This window comes from Amycolatopsis sp. NPDC049253, from assembly GCF_040678995.1.
GTDB lineage: Bacteria > Actinomycetota > Actinomycetes > Mycobacteriales > Pseudonocardiaceae > Amycolatopsis.
Genome location: NZ_JBFAQX010000002.1, coordinates 487,803 through 506,174 on the forward strand (window position 1 = coordinate 487,803; position 18,372 = coordinate 506,174).

Below are 18,372 nucleotides of genomic sequence, written 5' to 3' on the forward strand. Positions count from 1 at the left end.
GGGGGCGGCATGACGACGCCGGTTTTCGAGTCCAGAATGGACCAATGGACGCTCGGTGCGCCACCGCCGGGCTACGTGCTCGGGCACGTGCGCGCGGTGCTGGCGGACCGGGTGCTCGACGACGCGCTCGTGGCGGTGCGCGATGGCGTGGTCGCCGCCGTGGAGCCGCACGCGCCCGGCGTAGAGGCCGATGTGGACGGTCAGGGCCTGCTGTGCGTGCCCGGTCTGGTCGACGTGCACAGCGACGGGCTGGAGAAGGAACGCCTGCCGCGGCCGGGCGCCGAACTGCCGATGGAGTTCGCGCTCCTGTCGTTCGAGGGCAAGCTGCGCGCGGCGGCGGTGACGACGGCGTTCCACGGCGCCGGGTTCGAGCAGAGCCACGGCCGCGGGCTGGCCCGCACCGTCGAGCGCGCCCACGACGTGTGCCACGCGGTGGACGAGCGCTCGGCGAGCCTGGTCGACCACCGGATCCTGTACCGGCTCGACGTCCGCTCCCCCGAAGGCCTGCAGGCGCTGCAGAACCGGATCGCCGAGGCGCCGGACACCGGGGTCGCACCGCTCGTGTCGCACGAGGACCACACGCCCGGCCAGGGCCAGTACGCCGACCGCAGCTACTACGAGCGGTACCTCATGGGCGCGCGCGGGCTGTCGGCGCAGGAGGCGGCGGACCACGTGACGAACCTGATCTCCGAGCGCGACGGCCGGCTCGGCGTGCGCGAGGACGCGATGGCGTGGCTCGGGGAACAGGCCCGCGCGGGGCGGATCCGCCTGCTGGGCCACGATCCCGCGTCCGCGCAGGAGATCGGCGAGCTGGTGGAGCGCGGCGGCTCGGTCGCCGAGTTCCCCACCACCGTCGAGGCGGCGCGGGCGGCCCGCGAGCGCGGCCTGCCCGTGGTGATGGGCGCGCCGAACGTGCTGCGCGGCGGCTCGCACAACGGCAACGCGTCGGGCCGCGACCTCGTCGCGCTGGGCCTGGTGACGGCGCTCGCCTCGGACTACCTGCCCTCGGGCCTGCTCGCGGCGGCGTTCGCGCTCGCCGACGACGGCCTCGTGACCCTGCCCGAAGCCATCGGGCTCGTCACGAGCGGTCCCGCGGCCGTCGCGGGACTCGCCGACCGCGGCCGGCTCGCACCCGGTCAACGCGCCGACCTGGCTCTCATCGCGGCGGGCCCGAAGTGGCCGGTCGTCCACACCACCCTGGTGAGCAACGCATGAGCTTCATCGGCTGGCCGGTTCCCGAACCCGTGATCCCCGAGGGCACGCACCCCGCCCTCGCCGACGCCACGCGCGTGGCCGTCGCCGCGTTCGCCGCGGCCCGGGCGAAGCACACCCGTGCGGAACTGGCGGAAAAGGCGCAGATCGGCGCCGACGGGACGCCGACGATGCGGCTGGACATCCTCGTGGACACCGCCGTTGCCGAGGTCGTCGACCGGCATCGCGTGAACCTGCTGAGCGAAGAGATCGGCGTGATCGACCACGGTTCGTCGGTGACGCTCGTGGTCGACCCGGTCGACGGTACCGCCAACGCGGCCGCCGGCGTGCCGCTCTCGGCGTTCGCCGGGGTCGTGGCCGTGAACGGGGTCGCGACCGAGGCCCTGACCTGCTGGCTCGACACCGGCCGTTGCTGGCACGCCGTCGCCGGCCGGCCGACGCCGTACCGCACCACGGGCCGCCGCGAGCTCGACGGCGCGGCCGTGAGCCTGCTGCGGCCCCACGGTTCCGACGACGACGCGTGGTGGCGCGTGGCCAAGCGCGCCTCGCGCGTGCGGATCCTGTCCACCAGCTGCCTGGAGGCGGCCCTGGTCGCCGAGGGCTCCACCGACGCGTTCGCCGACGCGGGCTCCGACACCCACCGGATCATGGACCTGGCCGCGGCGATGGTCATGGTCCCCGCCGCCGGCGGCGCCGTGCTCGACGTGAACGGGCGTCCGCTGGAGATCGACCCCGACCTGACGCGCCGCTGGTCCGGTGTCGTCGCCGCCACCCGTGAGCTCGCGGAAGAGCTCGTGAGCACGTTGAAGGAGAAGCCGTGACCCTCACCCGGGAAGAGCTGGCCGAGCTCGTCGACGGCCTCGCCGGCCTGCCCTACGGCGGCGAAGCCGTGGACCAGCGCACCCACGCGCTGCAAGCCGGCTGGTTCGCCGCGCGGCACGGCGGCGGCGACGAGCTCGTCCTCGCCGCGACGCTGCACGACATCGGCCGGGCCCGCGCCGTCCGGGAGGAGTGGCCGGGCCTGCCGCACGAGCTGTCCGGCGCCGAGTTCGCCCGCCGCCACCTCGGCGAACGCGCCGCGTGGATCATCGCGCAGCACGTGCCGGCCAAGCGCTACCTCGTCGCCACCGACGCCGAGTACCACGACCACCTGTCCCCCGCGTCCGTCGCGTCGCTGAAGGTGCAGGGCGGCCCGATGACGCCGCAGGAGGTCGCGGAGTTCGCCTCGCACCCCAACGCCGAGGAAGCCGTGCTCGTCCGCCGCTGGGACGACGACGCCAAGGACCCGGACGGCCCGGCGCTCACGACCGACGACGTCGTCGCCGCGTACGACCGGTTCCTCGCGAGCCACTGACGCGGTTTCGCCGCCTATGCCCGAAAGATCCGGTGCGCGGGTGTCCTGATTGGACCGTCCAGCCCAAGGCGGACGCCCGCGCTCGGAGACACTTCACGCGGCTGACAGGTTTCGTTCATCACCGCGTCGGCCGGCGCGCCTAGGTTCTGCTGGCCGAAGCCGAGGAGGGTCATGTCCGAGACCAGCAAACACACCGTCAGCCGCCGGGGGGCTCTGGGCCTGCTGGGCGCGGGCGCCGCCGTGCCCCTGCTGGGCACCGGGGTGGCCGCCGCCGCGCCGCAGAGCGCCGCGTTCGTGCCGCAGGTCGGGTCCGGCACCACGCCGGTGCAGGGGCTGCACCTCACCTTCGGCCGCGACCCCGCGCGCCAGATGGTGGTCTCGTGGATCACCGAAGCCTCCGTGCGCAAGCCGCGCGTGCTGTACGGGACGCTCGACGGCGGTTTCGGCGCCGTGGCGCAGGCCGACACGCGCACCTACGTCGACGGCACGTCCGGCCGCACCGTGTGGGTCCACCACGCGCTGCTCGACCGGCTGCGCCCCGGCACCGAGTACATCTACGCCGCGCAGCACGACGGCGCCACGCCCGACGCGGCCACCTTCCGCACCGCCCCGAGCGGCCGCTCGGCCTTCACGTTCACGAGCTTCGGCGACCAGGCGGCACCGCAGGTGACCTGGGACGCCAAGGGTGCCGTGGGCCTCGACGCGAACTCCACGCCGGCGACCAAGGACATCGTCACCGGCATCGAGACGGTCGCACCCCTGTTCCACCTGCTCAACGGCGACCTCTGCTACGCGAACCTCGACGTCGACCGCGTGCGCACGTGGAACAACTTCTTCACCAACAACACCCGCTCCGCGCGCTACCGGCCGTGGATGCCCGCCGCGGGCAACCACGAGATCGAGAAGCTCAACGGCGAAATCGGACTCGGCGCGTACCAGGCCTACTTCCAGCTGCCCTCGACCGAGACCGACCGCGAGCTGGCCGGCCTCTGGTACGGCTTCACCGTCGGCTCGGTGCGCGTGATCGTGCTGCAGAACGACGACAACGCCCTGCAGGACGGCGGCGACGTCTACATCAACGGCTACTCCGGCGGCCGCCAGCTCGCGTGGCTGAAGAAGGAGCTGGCCGCGGCCCGCGCGTCGCACGACATCGACTGGATCGTCGTGGCGATGCACCAGGTCATGATCAGCACGTCGGACGCCAACGGCGCCGACCTCGGCCTGCGCGAGAAGTACGGGCCGCTGTTCGACCAGTACGGCGTGGACCTGGTGCTGTGCGGGCACGAGCACGACTACGAGCGTTCGCTGGCCGTGCACGGCGTGGTCTCCGGCAGCGAGACGCTCACGCCCAACCCGGTGTCGAGCGCGACCGACAACATCGACGCCTCGCACGGCACCGTGCACATGATCCTCGGCGGCGGCGGGGTCTCCGGCACGACCAACGGCAGCTTCTTCAAGGACGGCACGGGCAAGGTCATCACCGCCGTCTCCGCGAAGGCCGACCCGGGCACGGGCAAGCGCGTGTCGACGTACGTGAAGGAGCAGGCCGTGTGGAGCGCGGTCCGCGACGAGGAGCACCCTTACGGCTTCGCCTCCTTCACCGTGGACCCGGGCCGCCACCGCGGCGACACCACGACCATGCACGTGACCTACTACAACGTGAACAAGCCGCACGGCGAGCTTTCGGTGTTCGAGAAGTTCTCGCTACACCGCCGCCGTTCCGACGGCTGAGCGGAATCTCCGAGGGCGGGGCGCCATCCGGGTGGGCCGGGATGGCGCCCTTTCCGCGTCCGGAGCGAGTTCGCGGCGGGTCAACCCCTCTTGCCGCGCTTCACCCGGAATGATCATCCGCACCCCTTCCCGCGCACGATCCCGGTCGGTCGCGCGCTACGGTTCCCGGGACCGGTGCCAGGACATCCGTCCTCTGTGGACACACCGGCAGCGAGGAGCGCCCGCAGATGGACCACACCGCGACCCCCTTCGTGCTCGACCCCGCCGCGCGCGACGTGCACGGCGAAGGGGCGCGGCTGCGTGAACGCGGGCCGCTGACGCCGGTCGAGCTGCCGGGTGGCGTGCCGGCGTGGGCGGTCACGAGCCCCGCCGCGTTGAAACAGCTGCTCACCGACCCGCGCGTGTCGAAGGACCCGCGGCGGCACTGGCCCGCCTACCGCGCGGGCGAGATCCCGGAAGACTGGCCGCTGCACATCTGGGTGTCCGTGCGGAACATGTTCACCGCCTACGGCAGCGAGCACCGCCGGCTGCGTTCGCTGGTGTCGCAGGCGTTCACGCCGCGGCGCATCGAGGGCATGCGGCCGCGGATCGAGGAGCTCACCGAGGACCTGCTCGACCGCCTCGCCGCCGGGCCGGCGCACACCGACCTGCGCGAGAACTACTGCTACTCGCTGCCGATCGAGGTGGTCTGCCTGCTCGTGGGCGTTCCGGAGGAGTCACGGGCGGGGCTGCGCGAAGGCGTGGCGGGGCTGTTCGCGACGTCGGCCACGGCCGAGGAGGCGACCGCCAACGTCGCGCGGCTGTACGAGCTGCTGGGCGAGCTCGTCGAGACCCGCCGCGCCGAACCCGGCGACGACCTGGCCACGGTGCTCATCTCCGCGCGCGACGACGACGGCTCCGCCCTGACGGACGCGGAACTGCTCGACTCGCTGATGCTGGTGATCACGGCCGGGCACGAAACCACGGTGAACCTGCTCGACCAGTCCGTGGCCGCGCTGCTCACGCACCCCGCGCAGCTGCGCCTCGTGCTCGACGGCGACCGCGGCTGGTCCGACGTGATCGACGAAAGCCTGCGCTGGCAGTCACCGGTCTCCCACCTGCCGCTGCGCTACGCCCTGGCCGACATCGACGTCGCCGGCACCACCATCCACGCCGGGGACCCGATCCTGGCATCGTTCGGCCCGTCCGGGCGCGACGAGGCGTGCCACGGGCCCGACGCCGGCGTTTTCGACGTGACGCGGGCGAACAAGTCGTCGCTGGCGTTCGGCCACGGCGTCCACTATTGCCTGGGCGCACCGCTGGCTCGGCTGGAGGCCGAAATCGCGCTGCCCGCGCTGTTCGCCCGATTTCCCGACCTGGCACTGGCCGTGCCGACCGAGGAGCTGCGCCCGGTGGCGTCGTTCATCACCAACGGGCACGAGTCCCTGCCGGTGCGGCTGTTCTAGCCCGCGTCTGCCAGCGTGGCGAAACCGGGGCGAGGAGGGGCTCGCGGTGTTCGGTGAGGACTCCACGAGCGAGCCGGCCAACGCGGAACTCGTTGGAGTGGACCGGATCCTCGTCGTGGACTTGGACGAGCCCATACGAACCGGGGGCGAGCTTGTCGGCCTCGGCCCGGATCTCGCCCAGGCGCCGGGGCGGGTTCGAGGTCGACCGCTTCGGCGGTGGAGCGCAGGGAGATCCGGCCGTGGCGCTCGAACACGATCGGAAGGCCAGGTCGGGCCGCCGGGCGGTGCAGCCGAGTTTCCCGCCGACGACTTCACCGAGCGGCTGTGCTAGCCCATCGAACCGATGTGCTCGGCCTCGATGCGCAGCAGCAGCCGCACCTGGTCGCGGCCGCCGTACCACGCGTAGGGCCGGCCGGTGTAGCGGTGCGCGAGCTTGTCGATGTGCGCGGCGGCGCCCTCGGTGGTCGCCTCCAGCACACGACCGCGGACGGTGAAGTAGCGGAACGGATGTGTCGCGTCCGCGATGTTCAGCGCCACTCGCGGGTCGCGCTCGATGTTGCGCACCTTGCGGAAACCCTCGACCGTGTTGACGAGGATGTGCTTGCCGTCGGTGTCCACCCACGTCTGCGTCAGCTGCGGCGAGCCGTCGGGCATCGTGGTGGCGATGAAGCAGAGGCTCGGCTGTTCCAGCAGAGCGCGAAGACCGTCGGGGAGATCCATGGGTCTCACGCTAGCCGCCGGACGAGGGGTGACCGAATCAGGTTCGGCGCTGGTTTCCCGGGTTCCGGGGACCAGGAGCAACGGGACACTGAGAACGCAAAGGACACCCGCGGCCGCGATCGCGATCCGAACACCGGCAGCACTCGCGAGGACGCCCGCGGCGACGATGAACAGCGGCCGGACCAGGCGGGTGCCGGCGGACCAGCCGGCGAGGACCCGCGCCATCATGTCCTCGCGCGTCAACGTCATGCGGTGGGCGCTGAACAGCGGGTTGAACACCCCGGCACCGAGCAGCAGCAGGGTGTCGATCGTCAGGAACGCGAGCACGCCGCCGAGACCGCGCCCGACGAAGGGAATGGCCAGCATCCACGGTGTGCGGGCGATCCCCGACCAGACCAGCACCCGGCGCGTGCCGAAGCGCGCCGCCAGCCGGGGTGCGAGGCGGGCGCCCAGGACGCCGCCCAGGCAGGGCAGGCCGATGACGAGGCCGTACTGCCACGGCGCGAAACCCAGGTCGTCGAGCATGAACACGGTCTCCAGCGGCGAGATGGCCAGCACGGCCGAGCCGAAGAGCAGCGCGTTGGCGAACAGCAGCGCGAGTTCGCGCTTGCGCAGCAGGTAGCGCCAGCCCTCGAGGAGGTCACGGCCGACGTGCGCCGGCGTGGTGCGCGCGGGCGGCGGTGGCTCCGGGCCGCGGAGGGAGCGCACGCCCAGCGCGGAGGCGAGGTAGGAGACGGCGTCGATCAGCATCGTCACGGCCGGGCCGGTCAGCGAGACCAGCACTCCGCCGATGGGTGGCCCGGCGGAGTTCACTGTCCAGCTCGCGGCCTCGAACCGGCTGGCGGCTTCGGCGCGTTGGCGGGCGGTGACCAGTGCCCGCAGGTGCGCGCCGCTGGCAGCGGTGAACGCGACCAGCGCGACGGTCTGCACGACTCCGACCGCGTACAGCTGGGCCAGCGACACCACGCCGAGCCCGATCGCGGCCGGCACGCTCGCGAGGGCCGCGAAGCGCACGACGTCGGCGGTGATCAGCACCGGCCGTTTGCGGCGGAACTCCACGAACCCGCCGATCGGCAGCGAGATCAGCGCGCCGGCGAGGCCGGGGATCGCGGCGAGCAAGGACACCTCGGCGGCGGACGCGTGCAGGATCAGCACCGCCACGAGGGGCATCGCGCCGTAGCCGACGGCCGAGCCCGTCTCGCTCGCGGTGAACGCCCACCACAGCCGTCGGAAATCCGCCCCCAGCCCCCGCATCCGGACGACGATATCGGGGCCGGGGCGCCGAAATGACCATCGGGGCAGCGGCCACGGTACTTTCGGCCCCCTCTCTCACACCGCCCGGCACTTCCATCGCCGCTGGTGGAACGACATCCCGCACGACCAGGCCGGAAAGGTGACATTCGCAGCGACATCCGTCACTTCGGCCCTCGGCGGATAATCGGACGGGTGGACGACGGACGCGCCGGCAAGGTCACTTTCGCGGACCTGGAGCTGCTGCTGAGCTTCGCCGACACCGAGCACTTCGGGCAGACGGCCGCGGAGCTCGGCGTGAGCGTGGCGACGGTCCAGCGCGGGATCCGCGCGCTGGAGCGGAAGCTGGAGATCCGGCTGGTCGAGCAGGACGGCCGCCGCGTGCGGATGCTCCCGGCGGGGCACGTGCTGGTGCGCGAAGCCCACGCCGTGCTGCGCGCGCGATCCGACGCGGTCGGAGCCGCCCTCGCGGACGCCGGCGAGCCGCAGCGGCTGCTGCGGATCGCGCACACGTACTCGCTCGGGCTGGGTTTCGTGCCCGGCGTGCTCGCCGGCCTGCTCGCCGAACGCCCCGAGCTGCGCCTGCGCTGCACGCAAAGCCCCGCCACGGGCGTCGTCGAGACGCTGCTGCGCGGCGACGCCGACGCCGCCTTCTCCTCGGTGGCGCCGACCGAATCGGACCTCGTGGTGGAGCCGCTGTTCACCGAGTCGCTGCTGCTGGCCGTTCCGGTCGGCGACGAGCTCGCCGGGCGCGAGCGCGTGTCTCTGCGCGAGGTGAGCGAGCGGCCGTTCGTCGCGATGGAACCGGGGTCCAGCAGCCGCACGCACATGGTCAACGCGTGCGCTCGGGCCGGCTTCGTCCCGCGGATCACGGTGGAGGGCAACGACCTGTTCGTCGTCGAATCCATGGTCGGCGCGGGGATCGGCGTGTCGGTGGTCCCGGAGGGCATGAACGACCACCAGCACCCCCGCATCACCCGCATCCCCATCGACGATCCGTCCTTTTCCGGCCGCACGATCTTCCTGGCGTGGCACCGCAGCTCCACCGTCGCCGACAGCGTGCAAACCCTCGCGCGCATCGCCCGCGCCCACGGCAAACGCATGTCCCGACCGTTACGCCGCGCGCAATGATCCCGCCGCGCGATGGCGTTGTTCACCACCACTCGGCTCCCTACGCTTTGTGATCATGGCCGCCACCACCGCCCACCCGAGGACCCCGGAGTCCTCCACACGGGTGCGCGCGACCCCTTCCGCGGCAACCCTGCGCAGCCTGCCGGCAGCGACCACGGCTCGGGGACGCGGCGAAACGGTCTCGCGTGTGCGGCCGCTCGGAATGGCCGACGTGCGGGACGGCTTGATGCCCCGGCCAGGCACGCCGACCAATGCGCGTGCGGCCACCGGACCCCAAACCGGCCGTACGGCCTCGGTCGTGGCGCTGGGCAGGCGCGAGACGCACGCTGGGGGCAGCCTGCTGCGGGCCTCCGAGGCATTCCCGGCCGCCGCGTGCGAAAGCAGCGGCACGGGCCAGGGCGCGCCGATGGGTCTGCGCAGCCGGGAACCCGGCCGCGCTGATCGGGTCGTGACACCGGGGCGGACGGTGCACAACCGGCGCGGCCAGCTCCTCGACAGCGGCCCTCTCGCCGGGGTTCACGATCTCGGCGCCGCTGTTCTCGGGTCCAGGGCGGCACGGCGGCGGGGCGCCGCCGTGTGGGGCCCGGGCGTGGTGTCCGAGCCCGGGGTGCTGCTCGTGGCGGACCCGGCCGGCCGAGGGGGCCGACCGGTGACCGCGGGCAGCACCAGGGGGACGTGTGCCGCGGCCGTTCCGCTGTCTCCGCCTCCCGCTCCGGGATTCCCGATGCCGGAAGCTCCCCCGGGGCTCGGCGGTGCCGAACCGAGCCGTTGCGAAATGCCCCGCGGGAGAAGCCGCGGCTCCGGCACCGCCCACTCCGAGACTTCCCCTTTCCCCGCTCGTGCCCCCTTCTGCCGATCGAGCAAAGGAGCCTGTCCCGTGACGACGAACGCTGTTTCCCCCACCCGCAAGGCCGACTGGTGAACCCGCCGGCTCAACCCCTGGGAGCCGCCGAGCTCGCCGCACTCGCGTGCGCGCTCGGTGCCGAGACCACACCGCCCGCCGAGGTGGTGTCCGGCGCCGATCGGTGACCCCACCGCGCCCGATCAGGTGCCGCCCCGCCACCACCCTCGGCGGGGCGGTACCGCGGTAACCGGAGCGGCACCACCAGCGGCCGCTTCGCACTGATGTCCGAAAGGGACTGACGTGACGCTGCCCGCCCGGCTCGGCCGCCACGAACGGAAAGTGGCCGGCACACTCGCGCTCTGCTTCGCGTTCGAGCTGGCCGACATCAACTCCTTCGCCTACGTCGCCCCGGCGGTCCACCACGCGCTGCACCTCGGGCTGCGCGAGATCTCCGTCGTGACGGCAGCGGGATTTCTCGGCATGTTCGCCGGCGCCACGGCCGGCGGCCGCGTGGCCGAGCGGGCCGGACGCAAGCGCGCACTGCGCGACTCCGTGCTGTGGTTCTCCCTGCTCCCTGGCCATCGCGGGCGCGTTCGAACGATCAGCCTGCTGGCCACCCGCTTCCTCACCGGTTGCGGGCTCGGCGCGACGACCGTCGTCGCGGTCACCTACCTGACGGAGCTCGTCCCCGAGCACCGCCGCGGCCGGGTCCAGGCCGGCACGCTCGCCGCCGGGCTGCTCGGCATCCCGGCCATGGCGTTCTTCGCGAGAGCCGTCATCGGGCCGGGCCCGCAGAGCTGGCGGCTCGTGTTCGTCTTCGGCGCGCTCGGCGTCGTGCCGCTGGTGATCACCCGGTGGCTGCCGGAATCACCGGCGTGGCGGCGCACCCCGGCGGCCGGGACACCGCTGCGGCTCTTCCGCGGCCGCTTCGCCCGCCGCACGACCATGCTGGCGACCGCCTGGATCTTCCTCACCATCGGCGACTACGGGTTCGCCTCGTTCGCGCCGACCCTGGTGCACGAGCACGGTTTCACCCTCACCCACAGCGTCGGCTACGCCGCGCTGACCACCCTCGGCGCGGTCCCCGGCGCACTGCTCGCCGGCCCGTCGCCGACCGCTTCGGCCTGCGCGGCCCCGGCACGGTGTTCAGCCTGCTCTTCGCCGGCGCGGGTGTCGCGTATGGACTGACGTTCGCGCCCGTCGCCATCGTGGTCTTCGGTTTCCTCGTGGCCGCACTGAACCAGACGCTCGTCGCGCTCCTCTACTCGCACACGCCGCGGCTGTTCCCCGCCGAGATCCGCGCGAGCGCCACCGGCCTCTGCTACGGCGCCGGCCGCCTCGCCAACGCGTTCGGCCCGCTGCTGATCGGCCAGATCTCGCTGTCGCCGGGCTACCCGGCGGTGTTCGTGTTAGTCGGCGCGTGCGGCGCAGTGGTCGCGGTGGCCGTGCTGAGCCTGGCCCCGCGACGCGGTGAGGAACCGGTCACACGCCCCAGTCGGCGATGACCGCTTCCGTGTCGGCGCCCGGCTTCGGCGGCGAAGACGGCAGATCCGGTGCCGTCCGTGAAAACCGCGGCGCGGGGGCGGGCTGCAGCACCCCGTCCAGCTCGACGAGACCGGCGCGCGCCGCGATGTGCGGGTGCGCGGCGACCTCGTCCGGCTCCAGCACCGGGGTGACGCACGCGTCGACGCCGCCGAACACCTCGGCCCACTCGTCGCGCGGGCGCGAGAGGAACGCCTTGGTGAACTCGGCCCGCAGCGTCGGCCAGCTCGTTTTCTCCAGCTGCGGCGGGAGATCCGCGGCGTCCAGGCCGAGCCCGGCGAGCAGCGCCGCGTAGAACTGCGGCTCCAGCGCGCCGACGGCGACGTAGCGGCCGTCCGCGCACACGTACGTGTCGTAGAAGGGCGCGCCGCCGTCGAGCAGGTTCACGCCGCGCTCGTCGGACCACACGCCGAGGCCGCGCAACGACCACACCATCAGCGCGAGCACGCTCGTGCCGTCGACCATCGCGGCGTCCACGACCTGTCCCAGGCCCGTGCGCTCCCGTTCCCACAGCGCGGAAAGCACGCCGACGAGCAGGAACATCGACCCGCCGCCGAAGTCGCCCACGAGGTTGAGCGGCGGCACCGGCCGCTCGCCCGCGCGGCCGATCGCGTTGAGCACGCCGACGAGGCCGATGTAGTTGATGTCGTGCCCGGCGCGCTGCGCCAGCGGGCCCTCCTGGCCCCAGCCGGTCATCCGGCCGTAGACCAGCCGCGGGTTGAGCGCGTGGCAGTCGGCCGGGCCGACGCCGAGACGTTCGGTGACGCCCGGACGCAGGCCCTCCACCAGCACGTCGGCCTTCGCCGCGAGCCGCAGCACGAGGTCACGGCCTTCGGGCGTCTTCAGGTCGGCGGCGACGGAGCGCCGGCCGCGCAGCAACGGGTCCGCCTTGCCGCCGGTGAGGTCGAGCGAGCCCGACGGACGCTCCACGCGCACGACGTCGGCCCCCAGGTCGGCGAGCACCATGCAGGCGTGCGGGCCCGGGCCGATCCCGGCCAGCTCCACGACCTTCAGTCCGCTCAGCGGTCCCGCCACGTGCCCTCCTCAGCTCCGGTGCCGATCGCCCGACCCTACCGGGCGTCAGAGAGCCAGTTTGGTGAGCAGCGCCACGAGCCGGCGCCGTTCCTCGTCGTCGAGCGGCGCGAGCATCGACTCGTTCACCCGATCGACGACGGGTGTCGCCGTGGCGAGCAGCTCCTCCCCCGCCGGCGTGAGCCGCAGCTCGCGGCGGCGCCGGTCGGTGCCCACCGTGCGCGTGATCAACCCGCGTTCTTCCAGGCGCAGCAGCAGGTTCGCGAGCGTCGCCTTGTCCGTCGCGGCCCGCTGCCCCGCCGACGCCTGGTCGAGCCCCGGCGTCTCCGAGATCGCCACGAGCACGGCGTACTGCGGCTTCGTGAGCCCTGGCAGCTTCGCCTGCCAACGGGCGCCGTGCTCCTGCATCGCGCGCCGCAGCGCGTGGAAGACCGACTCGTCCATCCGGCTCGTCATGATCGCCATGTTAGTATGAATACGAACGGTTCGTATACGAACTTATTTGGCCGGAAGAACCGCGAGGAGGTGCCACCGTGCGGCTGATCGTCGGCATGACGGGCGCGACCGGCGCCCCGTTCGGCATCCGGCCGCTCGAGGTGCTGCGCGCGATGCCCGACGTGGAGACGCACCTGGTGCTGAGCCGCCGGGCCCGCACCACCCTCCACCTGGAGAACCTGCTCGCGCTCACCCGCATGGGCGCGGTCGTGGTGCCGCCGATGCCGGCCTTCTCCCACCGCCCGCAGTCGCTCGACGACGTGCTCGACCACGTCGTCGCTCGCGTGCTCGACCAGTTCGGCCTGTCCGCGCCCGCGGCCCGCCGCTGGACCGGGCTGAACCCGCAGGAGGACCCATGCCCCACGACGACCTCAGGTCGTTCCTGACCACGCTCGACAAAGAGGGCCAGCTGCTCCGGGTGACCGAGCAGGTCTCCCCCGAGCCCGACCTCGCCGCGGCCGCGAATGCCGCACCGAAACTCGGCGACGCCGCCCCCGCGTTGTACTTCGACAACCTCGAAGGCTTCACCGACGCCCGCGTCGCCCTCAACGTCCACGGTTCCTGGGCCAATCACGCGCTCGCGCTCGGGCTGCCCGCCGGCACGGGCGTGAAGGACCAGGTCGCGGAGTTCATCCGACGCTGGGAGACCTTCCCCGTGCCCGTGGAGCGCCGCGAAGACCCGCCGTGGGCGGACAACGTGCTCGAAGGCGAGGCCGTCGACCTGTTCTCCGTGCTGCCCCTGTTCCGCCTCAACGACGGCGACGGCGGCTTCTACCTGGACAAGGCTGCCGTCGTCTCACGCGATCCCGAGGATCCCGGCAACGACGGCAAGCAGAACGTCGGCATCTACCGCCTGCAGGTGAAAGGCCGCGCCGAGCTGGGCATCCAGCCCGTGCCGATGCACGACATCGCACTGCAGCTGGCCAAGGCCGAGCGCGCGGGGGAAGACCTGCCGGTGGCGATCGCGCTGGGCAACGACCCGGTGATCCCCATCGTGGCCGCCACTCCCCTGGCCTACGACCAGAACGAATACGAGCTGGCCGGCGCCCTGCGCGGCGCCCCCGCCCCCGTCACGGCCGCGCCGCTGACCGGCCTCGACGTGCCGTGGGGTGCGGAAGTGGTGCTGGAGGGTGTGATCGTCGGCCGGCGCCGCGAGCTGGAAGGCCCGTTCGGCGAGTTCACCGGCCACTACTCCGGCGGGCGCAGCATGCCCGTGATCCGGATCGACCGGATCTCCCACCGCACGCACCCGGTGTTCGAATCGCTCTACCTCGGCATGCCGTGGACCGAGATCGACTTCCTGATGGCCGCCAACACCTGCGTGCCGATCCACCAGCAGCTCACGGCGGAGTTCCCCGAGGTGCGGGCCGTGAACGCCATGTACACCCACGGTCTGCTGGCGGTCATCTCCACGAAGTCGCGCTACGGCGGCTTCGCGAAAGCCGTCGGCATGCGCGCCATGACCACGCCGCACGGCCTCGGGTACCTGAAGACGGTGATCGTGGTCGACGAGGACGTGGACCCGTTCGACCTGCCCCGGGTCATGTGGGCGGTGTCCACCAAGGTCAACCCCGCCGGCGACGTGATGGTGCTGCCGAACCTGCCCGTCGTGGCCCTCGATCCGGCGGCCGACCCGGCCGGCATCACCCACAAGATGATCATCGACGCGACCACCCCCGTCGCCCCGGACGAGCGCGGCCACTTCAGCCAGCCGGTGAAGGACCTGCCGGAAACCGCCGCGTGGGTGGACAAACTGCGCCGGTTGGCCGCCCGATGACCGCCCCGGAAGGTGCCCCGCCCGTGACCTGCCCCCGTTGTGACCACCCCGACGTCGCGAAGCTCGCCGACTCCCCTGTGGCCGGCGTGTGGACCGTCCACCAGTGCGCGCGCTGCCGCTACACCTGGCGCAGCACCGAACCGGCCCGCCGCACCCGGCGTGCGCACTACCCCGAAGCATTCCGCCTGACCGCGCAGGACATCGCCTCCGCCACCGACGTGCCCACAGTGCCGCCGCTACTGATCCGGCCAAAAGTAGGCCGACCCCCACGCGGCACGTAACCGTTGCTGCGAAGCCATTCGGCCGTGGCTGTGGTCGGATCAGTAGCGATCGGCACAGTAGAGTCGCGGCCATGAGCGACACACTGATGTGGGAAGTCCGCGCAGCACCGGGCCGCCAGCAGGACCTGCTGGCGTGGGTCGAAGCCACCGCCGTGCCGGAACTCACGGCCACGGAGCACTTCGCCGGTGCCGACGTCTACCTGGGCGGCCAGGACCGCGTGGTGGTCATCGCGCGCTGGACCGCCGTTCCCCCGCGGCTGCCCGACCCGCCGGAGGAGCTGCTCGCGCGTCCGGTGGCGCAATGGCCTTTCCAACACCACAGCACCGTCACGCCCTGAACCCAGTAGGTTGGGGAAGCCGGGAACACCCTCGTCTTGGAGGTCAGGAATGACAGTCGCGCAGATCGCCTACATCCGTCCCAAAGCGGGCAAAGAGGCGGAGGTGGAGCAGCTGCTGCGGGGGCTCGTCGACGCGGCTCGGCAGGAGGAGGGCACGCTGCTCTACCTGCTGAACAAGCGTGAGGACGACTTCGTCTTCTACGAGATGTTCGCCGACCTCGACGCGCTGAAGGTCCACAGTGGCAACGACGCGCTGCGCGGCCTGGTCGCGCGGGCCGACGAGCTGCTCGACGGCGGGATCACCGTCGACAAGGTGTCCTACATCGACGGAGCCGGCCGCTTCAACTGAAAAACCTTCCGCTCCCACCTCACCCGATGAGGGGACAATGAGGCTGACCCGGTGAACTGCTGGGTACTCCTCGGATCGTCCACTGGAATTCGGCACGACGGAAGGGAGCGCGAGATGGACGGCATGTTCGACAAGGCCAAGGAGAAGCTGCAGGAGTTCGCGGGCCAGCACCCGGACAAGGTCGGCCAGGGCGTCGACAAGGCCGCCGACTTCGCCGATGAGAAGACCGGCGGCAAGCACGGTGACCAGATCCACCAGGGTGCCGACAAGCTGAAGGAACGCTTCGGCGGCGACGACCAGCAGCAGCAGTAGTCGCGGCCGCGCCACAGAGGGGCCTCCCCGCCGGTATCCCGAGCCGGCCGGGGAGGCCCCTCGTGGCTTATCCGGCCAGTTGCGCCAGCGCCTCGTCGAGGTCCACGACGTCGGCGTACTTCGCATCGAGGTCCGTCAGGTTGTTGTCGTGCAAGGCTTCCGTGCGGTCCGCGCACGCCTGGCGCACGACTTTCGGCCGGAATCCGTGGTTGAGCGCGTCCATTGCGGACGCTCGCACACAGCCGGAGGTCGAAACCCCGGTGACGACCAGAGTGTCCACACCGGACGTGTGCAAAGTGGACGCCAGCGAGGTGCCGAAGAAAGCGGACGCGTACTGCTTGGTCACCACGCCTTCCCCCGGCTCGGGCTTCAGCGGCCCGATCTCGCCCCAGCCGCCTTCGGCGCCGTCGGCGAACGCCTTGAGCGCCGGGACCTTCTCCACGAACAGCCCACCGTCGGCGAGGCCGAGCGTGTAGACCACCGAGGTCCACATCACCGGGCGACCCGCGGTGCGCGCGACCTCGAGCAACGCCCGCGTCGCCTCGATCGCCGGCCCCGGGGCGGGGAGCTCGAACGGCCCGCCGGCCTCGGTGTACGCGCGCACGAGGTCGATCACGAGCAGCGCGGGCCGCGCTCCCCAGCCGAGCCGGCCGGAGAACGCGGACCCGTGCGGCCCGCTCACGTCGCCGACCAGACCGGGCGCTGTGGTGCCGGCAGGCCGGTCTCCGCCTCGCAGCGGGCCAGCAGCTCCTCGATCGGCGGACCCATGTCGAACACGGGCAGCTCCGCGGGCCGCGACGCGCGCAGCTGATCGCGCAACGTCTTCGTGGCGCCGGTGTCCACGGTGCCGTCCGCCGCGACGACCACGCCGTAGCCGCGCGCGCCGTCCGGCGTCACGAGACCGCGTTCGACCTCCAGGCCCACCAGCGCGGGGTCGCGCTCGAGCGGATCGCCCCAGCCACCGCCACCCCAGGTGACGAAGTGCAGCACGTCGCCGGTGTGCACCGGGACGTCGTGGCACTTGCTGGGCAGGACTTCCTTCGTGCCGTCCGCGCGGTCGATCCACTTGATCCCGCGGGCACCGGGCGCGCCGCCGTTGACGCCCCACGGGTAGGTGAGCCAGCGGTCGTCGTGGATCGCGATCGTGCCCGGCTCTTCGAAGACGTAGGTCACGTCCACGCCGTTGCCGCCGCGGTGCAGGCCCGCACCGCCGGTGTCGGCGACGGTCTCCCAGCGTTCGATGCGCAACGGATAGTAGGACTCCAGGTACTCACAAGGGATGTTGACGAAACTCGGCCACAGCGAGTGCCCGTCCGGCCCGTCGCCCAGCGGCCGGCCGGGGATGCCGCCGAAGCCGATCGAGTACAGCTGGAACCACTCGCCCTTGCGCTCTCCCGAGGAATAGTGCCCGGAGTACATGAAGTGCGGGCTGGACGAAAAGCCCGCCGCGTTGAGCAGCGCCGGGTTCGTCTGGCCGAGCAGGCCGCCGAAGAGGTCGAACACGCGGCCGATGCCGTGGTTGCGGCCGTTGAGCGACGCCGGGTGCTTCGGCTTCCAGTAGGAACCGTCCGGAATGGTCACGTCGACCAGCGGGTAGAACCCGTCGTTCCACAGGATCTGCGGGTCGGCCACGGTGATCATGTAGATCCCGAAGAACATCCGGGTCAGGTTCTCGTTGATGTAGTAGTTGATCGGACCGGCGGCCTGCGGCGAGCTGCCGGTGAAGTCCAGGTGCACCTTCTCGCCGGTTCGGGTGAGCGAGAGTTTCAGCTCGTAGGGGCCGAAACCCACGCCGTCGTCGCAGATGTAGTCGGTGAAGCTGATCGTCTTGCCGTCTTCGAACACCGTCTGCAGCAGGATCTTCATGGCGTCGTAGTTGCGCTGCAGCAGGGCGTCCAAAGCGGACAGGTAGGTCGCGGTGCCGAACCGGTCGCACATCTCCACCACGCGGCGCGACGCCGTGCGGCAGGCGGCGACCAGCCCGTTGAGGTCGGCGCGGTTCCAGTCGGGCATGCGAACCTGGTTGAGAATGATCCGCAGGGCGTCCTCGTTCAGCTTTCCCTTGCTGTAGAGCTTGAACGGCGGGACGACCACGCCCTCTTCGTAGATCGTGCGCGCGTCGGTGGGCATCGACGACGGGGTCTTGCCGCCGACGTCGGACATGTGCCCGAACATCGAGGCCCAGCCGACGAGCCGGCCCTCGTGGTAGATCGGCATCACGATCAGCCAGTCGTTGGCGTGGCTGATCGCCGCGCCGCACGCGTACGGGTCCGACGTCATGAGCACGTCGCCCTCTTCGATGGTGTCGTCGAAGCCCTCGAGGAAGTCCGGGATGGACAGTCCGAACTGGCCGACGACCATCTTGCCGCTCGGGTCGCCGACGAGCGGGAACTCGTCGTGCTGCTCGCGGATGCCGGGCGAGAGCGCGGTGCGGAAGAGCACCTCGTCCATCTCGTAACGGGCGTTGCGCAGCCCGTTCTCGATCAGGTCGAGGGTGACCGGGTCCACTTCGGACTTGGTGATCGCGCCGGTGGCGGTCTCGATGATCTCAGCCAAGG

Annotated in this window: 20 protein-coding genes; 14 read left to right on the forward strand and 6 right to left on the reverse strand. The window is 71.8% G+C overall.

From position 1 onward, the window contains the following. Positions 1-9: 9 nt before the first annotated feature. The 5 genes from AB0K15_RS06605 to AB0K15_RS06625 all read left to right on the forward strand — a co-directional run bounded on the left by AB0K15_RS06605 (position 10) and on the right by AB0K15_RS06625 (position 5,742). Positions 10-1,215: an alpha-D-ribose 1-methylphosphonate 5-triphosphate diphosphatase gene (locus tag AB0K15_RS06605; protein WP_364046293.1), complete on the forward strand. Its 1,206-nt coding sequence runs from the start codon at positions 10-12 to the stop codon at positions 1,213-1,215. Then, a complete protein-coding gene (locus AB0K15_RS06610; protein WP_364046295.1) occupies positions 1,212-2,033 on the forward strand; it encodes an inositol monophosphatase family protein in 822 nt (273 codons plus the stop codon). The genes AB0K15_RS06605 and AB0K15_RS06610 overlap by 4 nt, the downstream gene beginning before the upstream one ends. Beyond that, on the forward strand, positions 2,030-2,566 hold the full coding sequence (locus AB0K15_RS06615) for an HD domain-containing protein (RefSeq protein WP_364046297.1): 537 nt from the start codon (positions 2,030-2,032) through the stop codon (positions 2,564-2,566). The genes AB0K15_RS06610 and AB0K15_RS06615 overlap by 4 nt, the downstream gene beginning before the upstream one ends. A 171-nt stretch (positions 2,567-2,737) precedes the next feature. Continuing rightward, positions 2,738-4,297 (forward strand): metallophosphoesterase family protein, encoded by a 1,560-nt coding sequence (locus AB0K15_RS06620; RefSeq protein ID WP_364046299.1) that lies wholly within the window; start codon positions 2,738-2,740, stop codon positions 4,295-4,297. 227 nt (positions 4,298-4,524) lie between these two features. Further along, positions 4,525-5,742: a cytochrome P450 gene (locus tag AB0K15_RS06625; protein ID WP_364046301.1), complete on the forward strand. Its 1,218-nt coding sequence runs from the start codon at positions 4,525-4,527 to the stop codon at positions 5,740-5,742. Here the strand turns inward: AB0K15_RS06625 and AB0K15_RS06630 are convergent. Together AB0K15_RS06630 and AB0K15_RS06635 are read right to left on the reverse strand one after the other, a co-directional pair. After that, positions 5,702-6,142: an Imm7 family immunity protein gene (locus tag AB0K15_RS06630; RefSeq protein ID WP_364046303.1), complete on the reverse strand. Its 441-nt coding sequence runs from the start codon at positions 6,140-6,142 to the stop codon at positions 5,702-5,704. The genes AB0K15_RS06625 and AB0K15_RS06630 overlap by 41 nt on opposite strands. Next, positions 6,070-7,716, reverse strand: a complete 1,647-nt coding sequence (locus AB0K15_RS06635; RefSeq protein ID WP_364046304.1) for an MFS transporter — start codon at positions 7,714-7,716, stop codon at positions 6,070-6,072. The genes AB0K15_RS06630 and AB0K15_RS06635 overlap by 73 nt, the downstream gene beginning before the upstream one ends. A gap of 192 nt (positions 7,717-7,908) precedes the next feature. Between AB0K15_RS06635 and AB0K15_RS06640 the strand changes: the two genes are divergently transcribed. The 3 genes from AB0K15_RS06640 (at position 7,909) to AB0K15_RS06650 (ending at position 11,193) form a co-directional block, all read left to right on the forward strand. Next, positions 7,909-8,844, forward strand: a complete 936-nt coding sequence (locus tag AB0K15_RS06640; RefSeq protein WP_364046306.1) for a LysR family transcriptional regulator — start codon at positions 7,909-7,911, stop codon at positions 8,842-8,844. Positions 8,845-9,988: 1,144 nt separating this feature from the next. Further along, positions 9,989-10,876, forward strand: a complete 888-nt coding sequence (locus AB0K15_RS06645; protein ID WP_364046308.1) for an MFS transporter — start codon at positions 9,989-9,991, stop codon at positions 10,874-10,876. After that, a complete protein-coding gene (locus tag AB0K15_RS06650; protein ID WP_364046310.1) occupies positions 10,831-11,193 on the forward strand; it encodes an MFS transporter in 363 nt (120 codons plus the stop codon). The genes AB0K15_RS06645 and AB0K15_RS06650 overlap by 46 nt, the downstream gene beginning before the upstream one ends. On the opposite strand, the gene AB0K15_RS06655 is transcribed toward AB0K15_RS06650, so the two are convergent. Beyond that, entirely contained in the window at positions 11,171-12,265 is a 1,095-nt protein-coding gene (locus AB0K15_RS06655; protein WP_364046312.1) for a CaiB/BaiF CoA-transferase family protein, read from the reverse strand. The two genes, AB0K15_RS06650 and AB0K15_RS06655, sit on opposite strands and share 23 nt — an antisense overlap. 45 nt (positions 12,266-12,310) lie before the next feature. Further along, positions 12,311-12,718 carry a MarR family winged helix-turn-helix transcriptional regulator gene (locus tag AB0K15_RS06660; protein ID WP_364046313.1) on the reverse strand — a complete coding sequence of 136 codons (408 nt, stop codon included), beginning with the start codon at positions 12,716-12,718 and terminating at the stop codon, positions 12,311-12,313. 77 nt (positions 12,719-12,795) lie between these two features. On the opposite strand from AB0K15_RS06660, the gene AB0K15_RS06665 reads away from it, so the two are divergent. The 6 genes from AB0K15_RS06665 to AB0K15_RS06690 all read left to right on the forward strand — a co-directional run bounded on the left by AB0K15_RS06665 (position 12,796) and on the right by AB0K15_RS06690 (position 15,814). Next, entirely contained in the window at positions 12,796-13,143 is a 348-nt protein-coding gene (locus AB0K15_RS06665) for a hypothetical protein (protein WP_364046315.1), read from the forward strand. Beyond that, on the forward strand, positions 13,113-14,534 hold the full coding sequence (locus AB0K15_RS06670) for a non-oxidative hydroxyarylic acid decarboxylases subunit C (protein ID WP_364046317.1): 1,422 nt from the start codon (positions 13,113-13,115) through the stop codon (positions 14,532-14,534). The genes AB0K15_RS06665 and AB0K15_RS06670 overlap by 31 nt, the downstream gene beginning before the upstream one ends. Before the next feature lie 23 nt (positions 14,535-14,557). Then, positions 14,558-14,815 (forward strand): non-oxidative hydroxyarylic acid decarboxylases subunit D, encoded by a 258-nt coding sequence (locus tag AB0K15_RS06675; RefSeq protein WP_364046319.1) that lies wholly within the window; start codon positions 14,558-14,560, stop codon positions 14,813-14,815. 71 nt (positions 14,816-14,886) lie between these two features. After that, on the forward strand, positions 14,887-15,153 hold the full coding sequence (locus AB0K15_RS06680) for a hypothetical protein (protein ID WP_364046321.1): 267 nt from the start codon (positions 14,887-14,889) through the stop codon (positions 15,151-15,153). 49 nt (positions 15,154-15,202) lie between these two features. Further along, a complete protein-coding gene (locus AB0K15_RS06685; RefSeq protein ID WP_364046323.1) occupies positions 15,203-15,502 on the forward strand; it encodes a putative quinol monooxygenase in 300 nt (99 codons plus the stop codon). 114 nt (positions 15,503-15,616) lie between these two features. Continuing rightward, the gene (locus AB0K15_RS06690) at positions 15,617-15,814 is read left to right on the forward strand and encodes an antitoxin (RefSeq protein ID WP_285968502.1); all 198 of its coding nucleotides are present in this window, start codon (positions 15,617-15,619) and stop codon (positions 15,812-15,814) included. Between the two features lie 67 nt (positions 15,815-15,881). Here AB0K15_RS06690 and AB0K15_RS06695 read toward each other — a convergent pair whose 3' ends face one another. After that, positions 15,882-16,496 carry an isochorismatase family protein gene (locus AB0K15_RS06695; RefSeq protein WP_364046325.1) on the reverse strand — a complete coding sequence of 205 codons (615 nt, stop codon included), beginning with the start codon at positions 16,494-16,496 and terminating at the stop codon, positions 15,882-15,884. Further along, positions 16,493-18,370: a hydantoinase B/oxoprolinase family protein gene (locus AB0K15_RS06700; RefSeq protein ID WP_364046327.1), complete on the reverse strand. Its 1,878-nt coding sequence runs from the start codon at positions 18,368-18,370 to the stop codon at positions 16,493-16,495. Before AB0K15_RS06700 ends, AB0K15_RS06695 begins: the two co-directional genes overlap by 4 nt. Between the last annotated feature and the right edge of the window lie 2 nt (positions 18,371-18,372).

Bases quoted from the DNA above. Each gene is read 5' to 3' on its own strand.
- AB0K15_RS06635 (WP_364046304.1), bottom strand. From the start codon at position 7,716: ATGCGGGGGCTGGGGGCGGATTTCCGACGGCTGTGGTGGGCGTTCACC.
- AB0K15_RS06680 (WP_364046321.1), top strand. From the start codon at position 14,887: ATGAGCGACACACTGATGTGGGAAGTCCGCGCAGCACCGGGCCGCCAG.
- AB0K15_RS06625 (WP_364046301.1), top strand. From the start codon at position 4,525: ATGGACCACACCGCGACCCCCTTCGTGCTCGACCCCGCCGCGCGCGAC.
- AB0K15_RS06660 (WP_364046313.1), bottom strand. From the start codon at position 12,718: ATGACGAGCCGGATGGACGAGTCGGTCTTCCACGCGCTGCGGCGCGCG.
- AB0K15_RS06605 (WP_364046293.1), top strand. From the start codon at position 10: ATGACGACGCCGGTTTTCGAGTCCAGAATGGACCAATGGACGCTCGGT.
- AB0K15_RS06685 (WP_364046323.1), top strand. From the start codon at position 15,203: ATGACAGTCGCGCAGATCGCCTACATCCGTCCCAAAGCGGGCAAAGAG.
- AB0K15_RS06620 (WP_364046299.1), top strand. From the start codon at position 2,738: ATGTCCGAGACCAGCAAACACACCGTCAGCCGCCGGGGGGCTCTGGGC.
- AB0K15_RS06610 (WP_364046295.1), top strand. From the start codon at position 1,212: ATGAGCTTCATCGGCTGGCCGGTTCCCGAACCCGTGATCCCCGAGGGC.
- AB0K15_RS06690 (WP_285968502.1), top strand. From the start codon at position 15,617: ATGGACGGCATGTTCGACAAGGCCAAGGAGAAGCTGCAGGAGTTCGCG.
- AB0K15_RS06670 (WP_364046317.1), top strand. From the start codon at position 13,113: ATGCCCCACGACGACCTCAGGTCGTTCCTGACCACGCTCGACAAAGAG.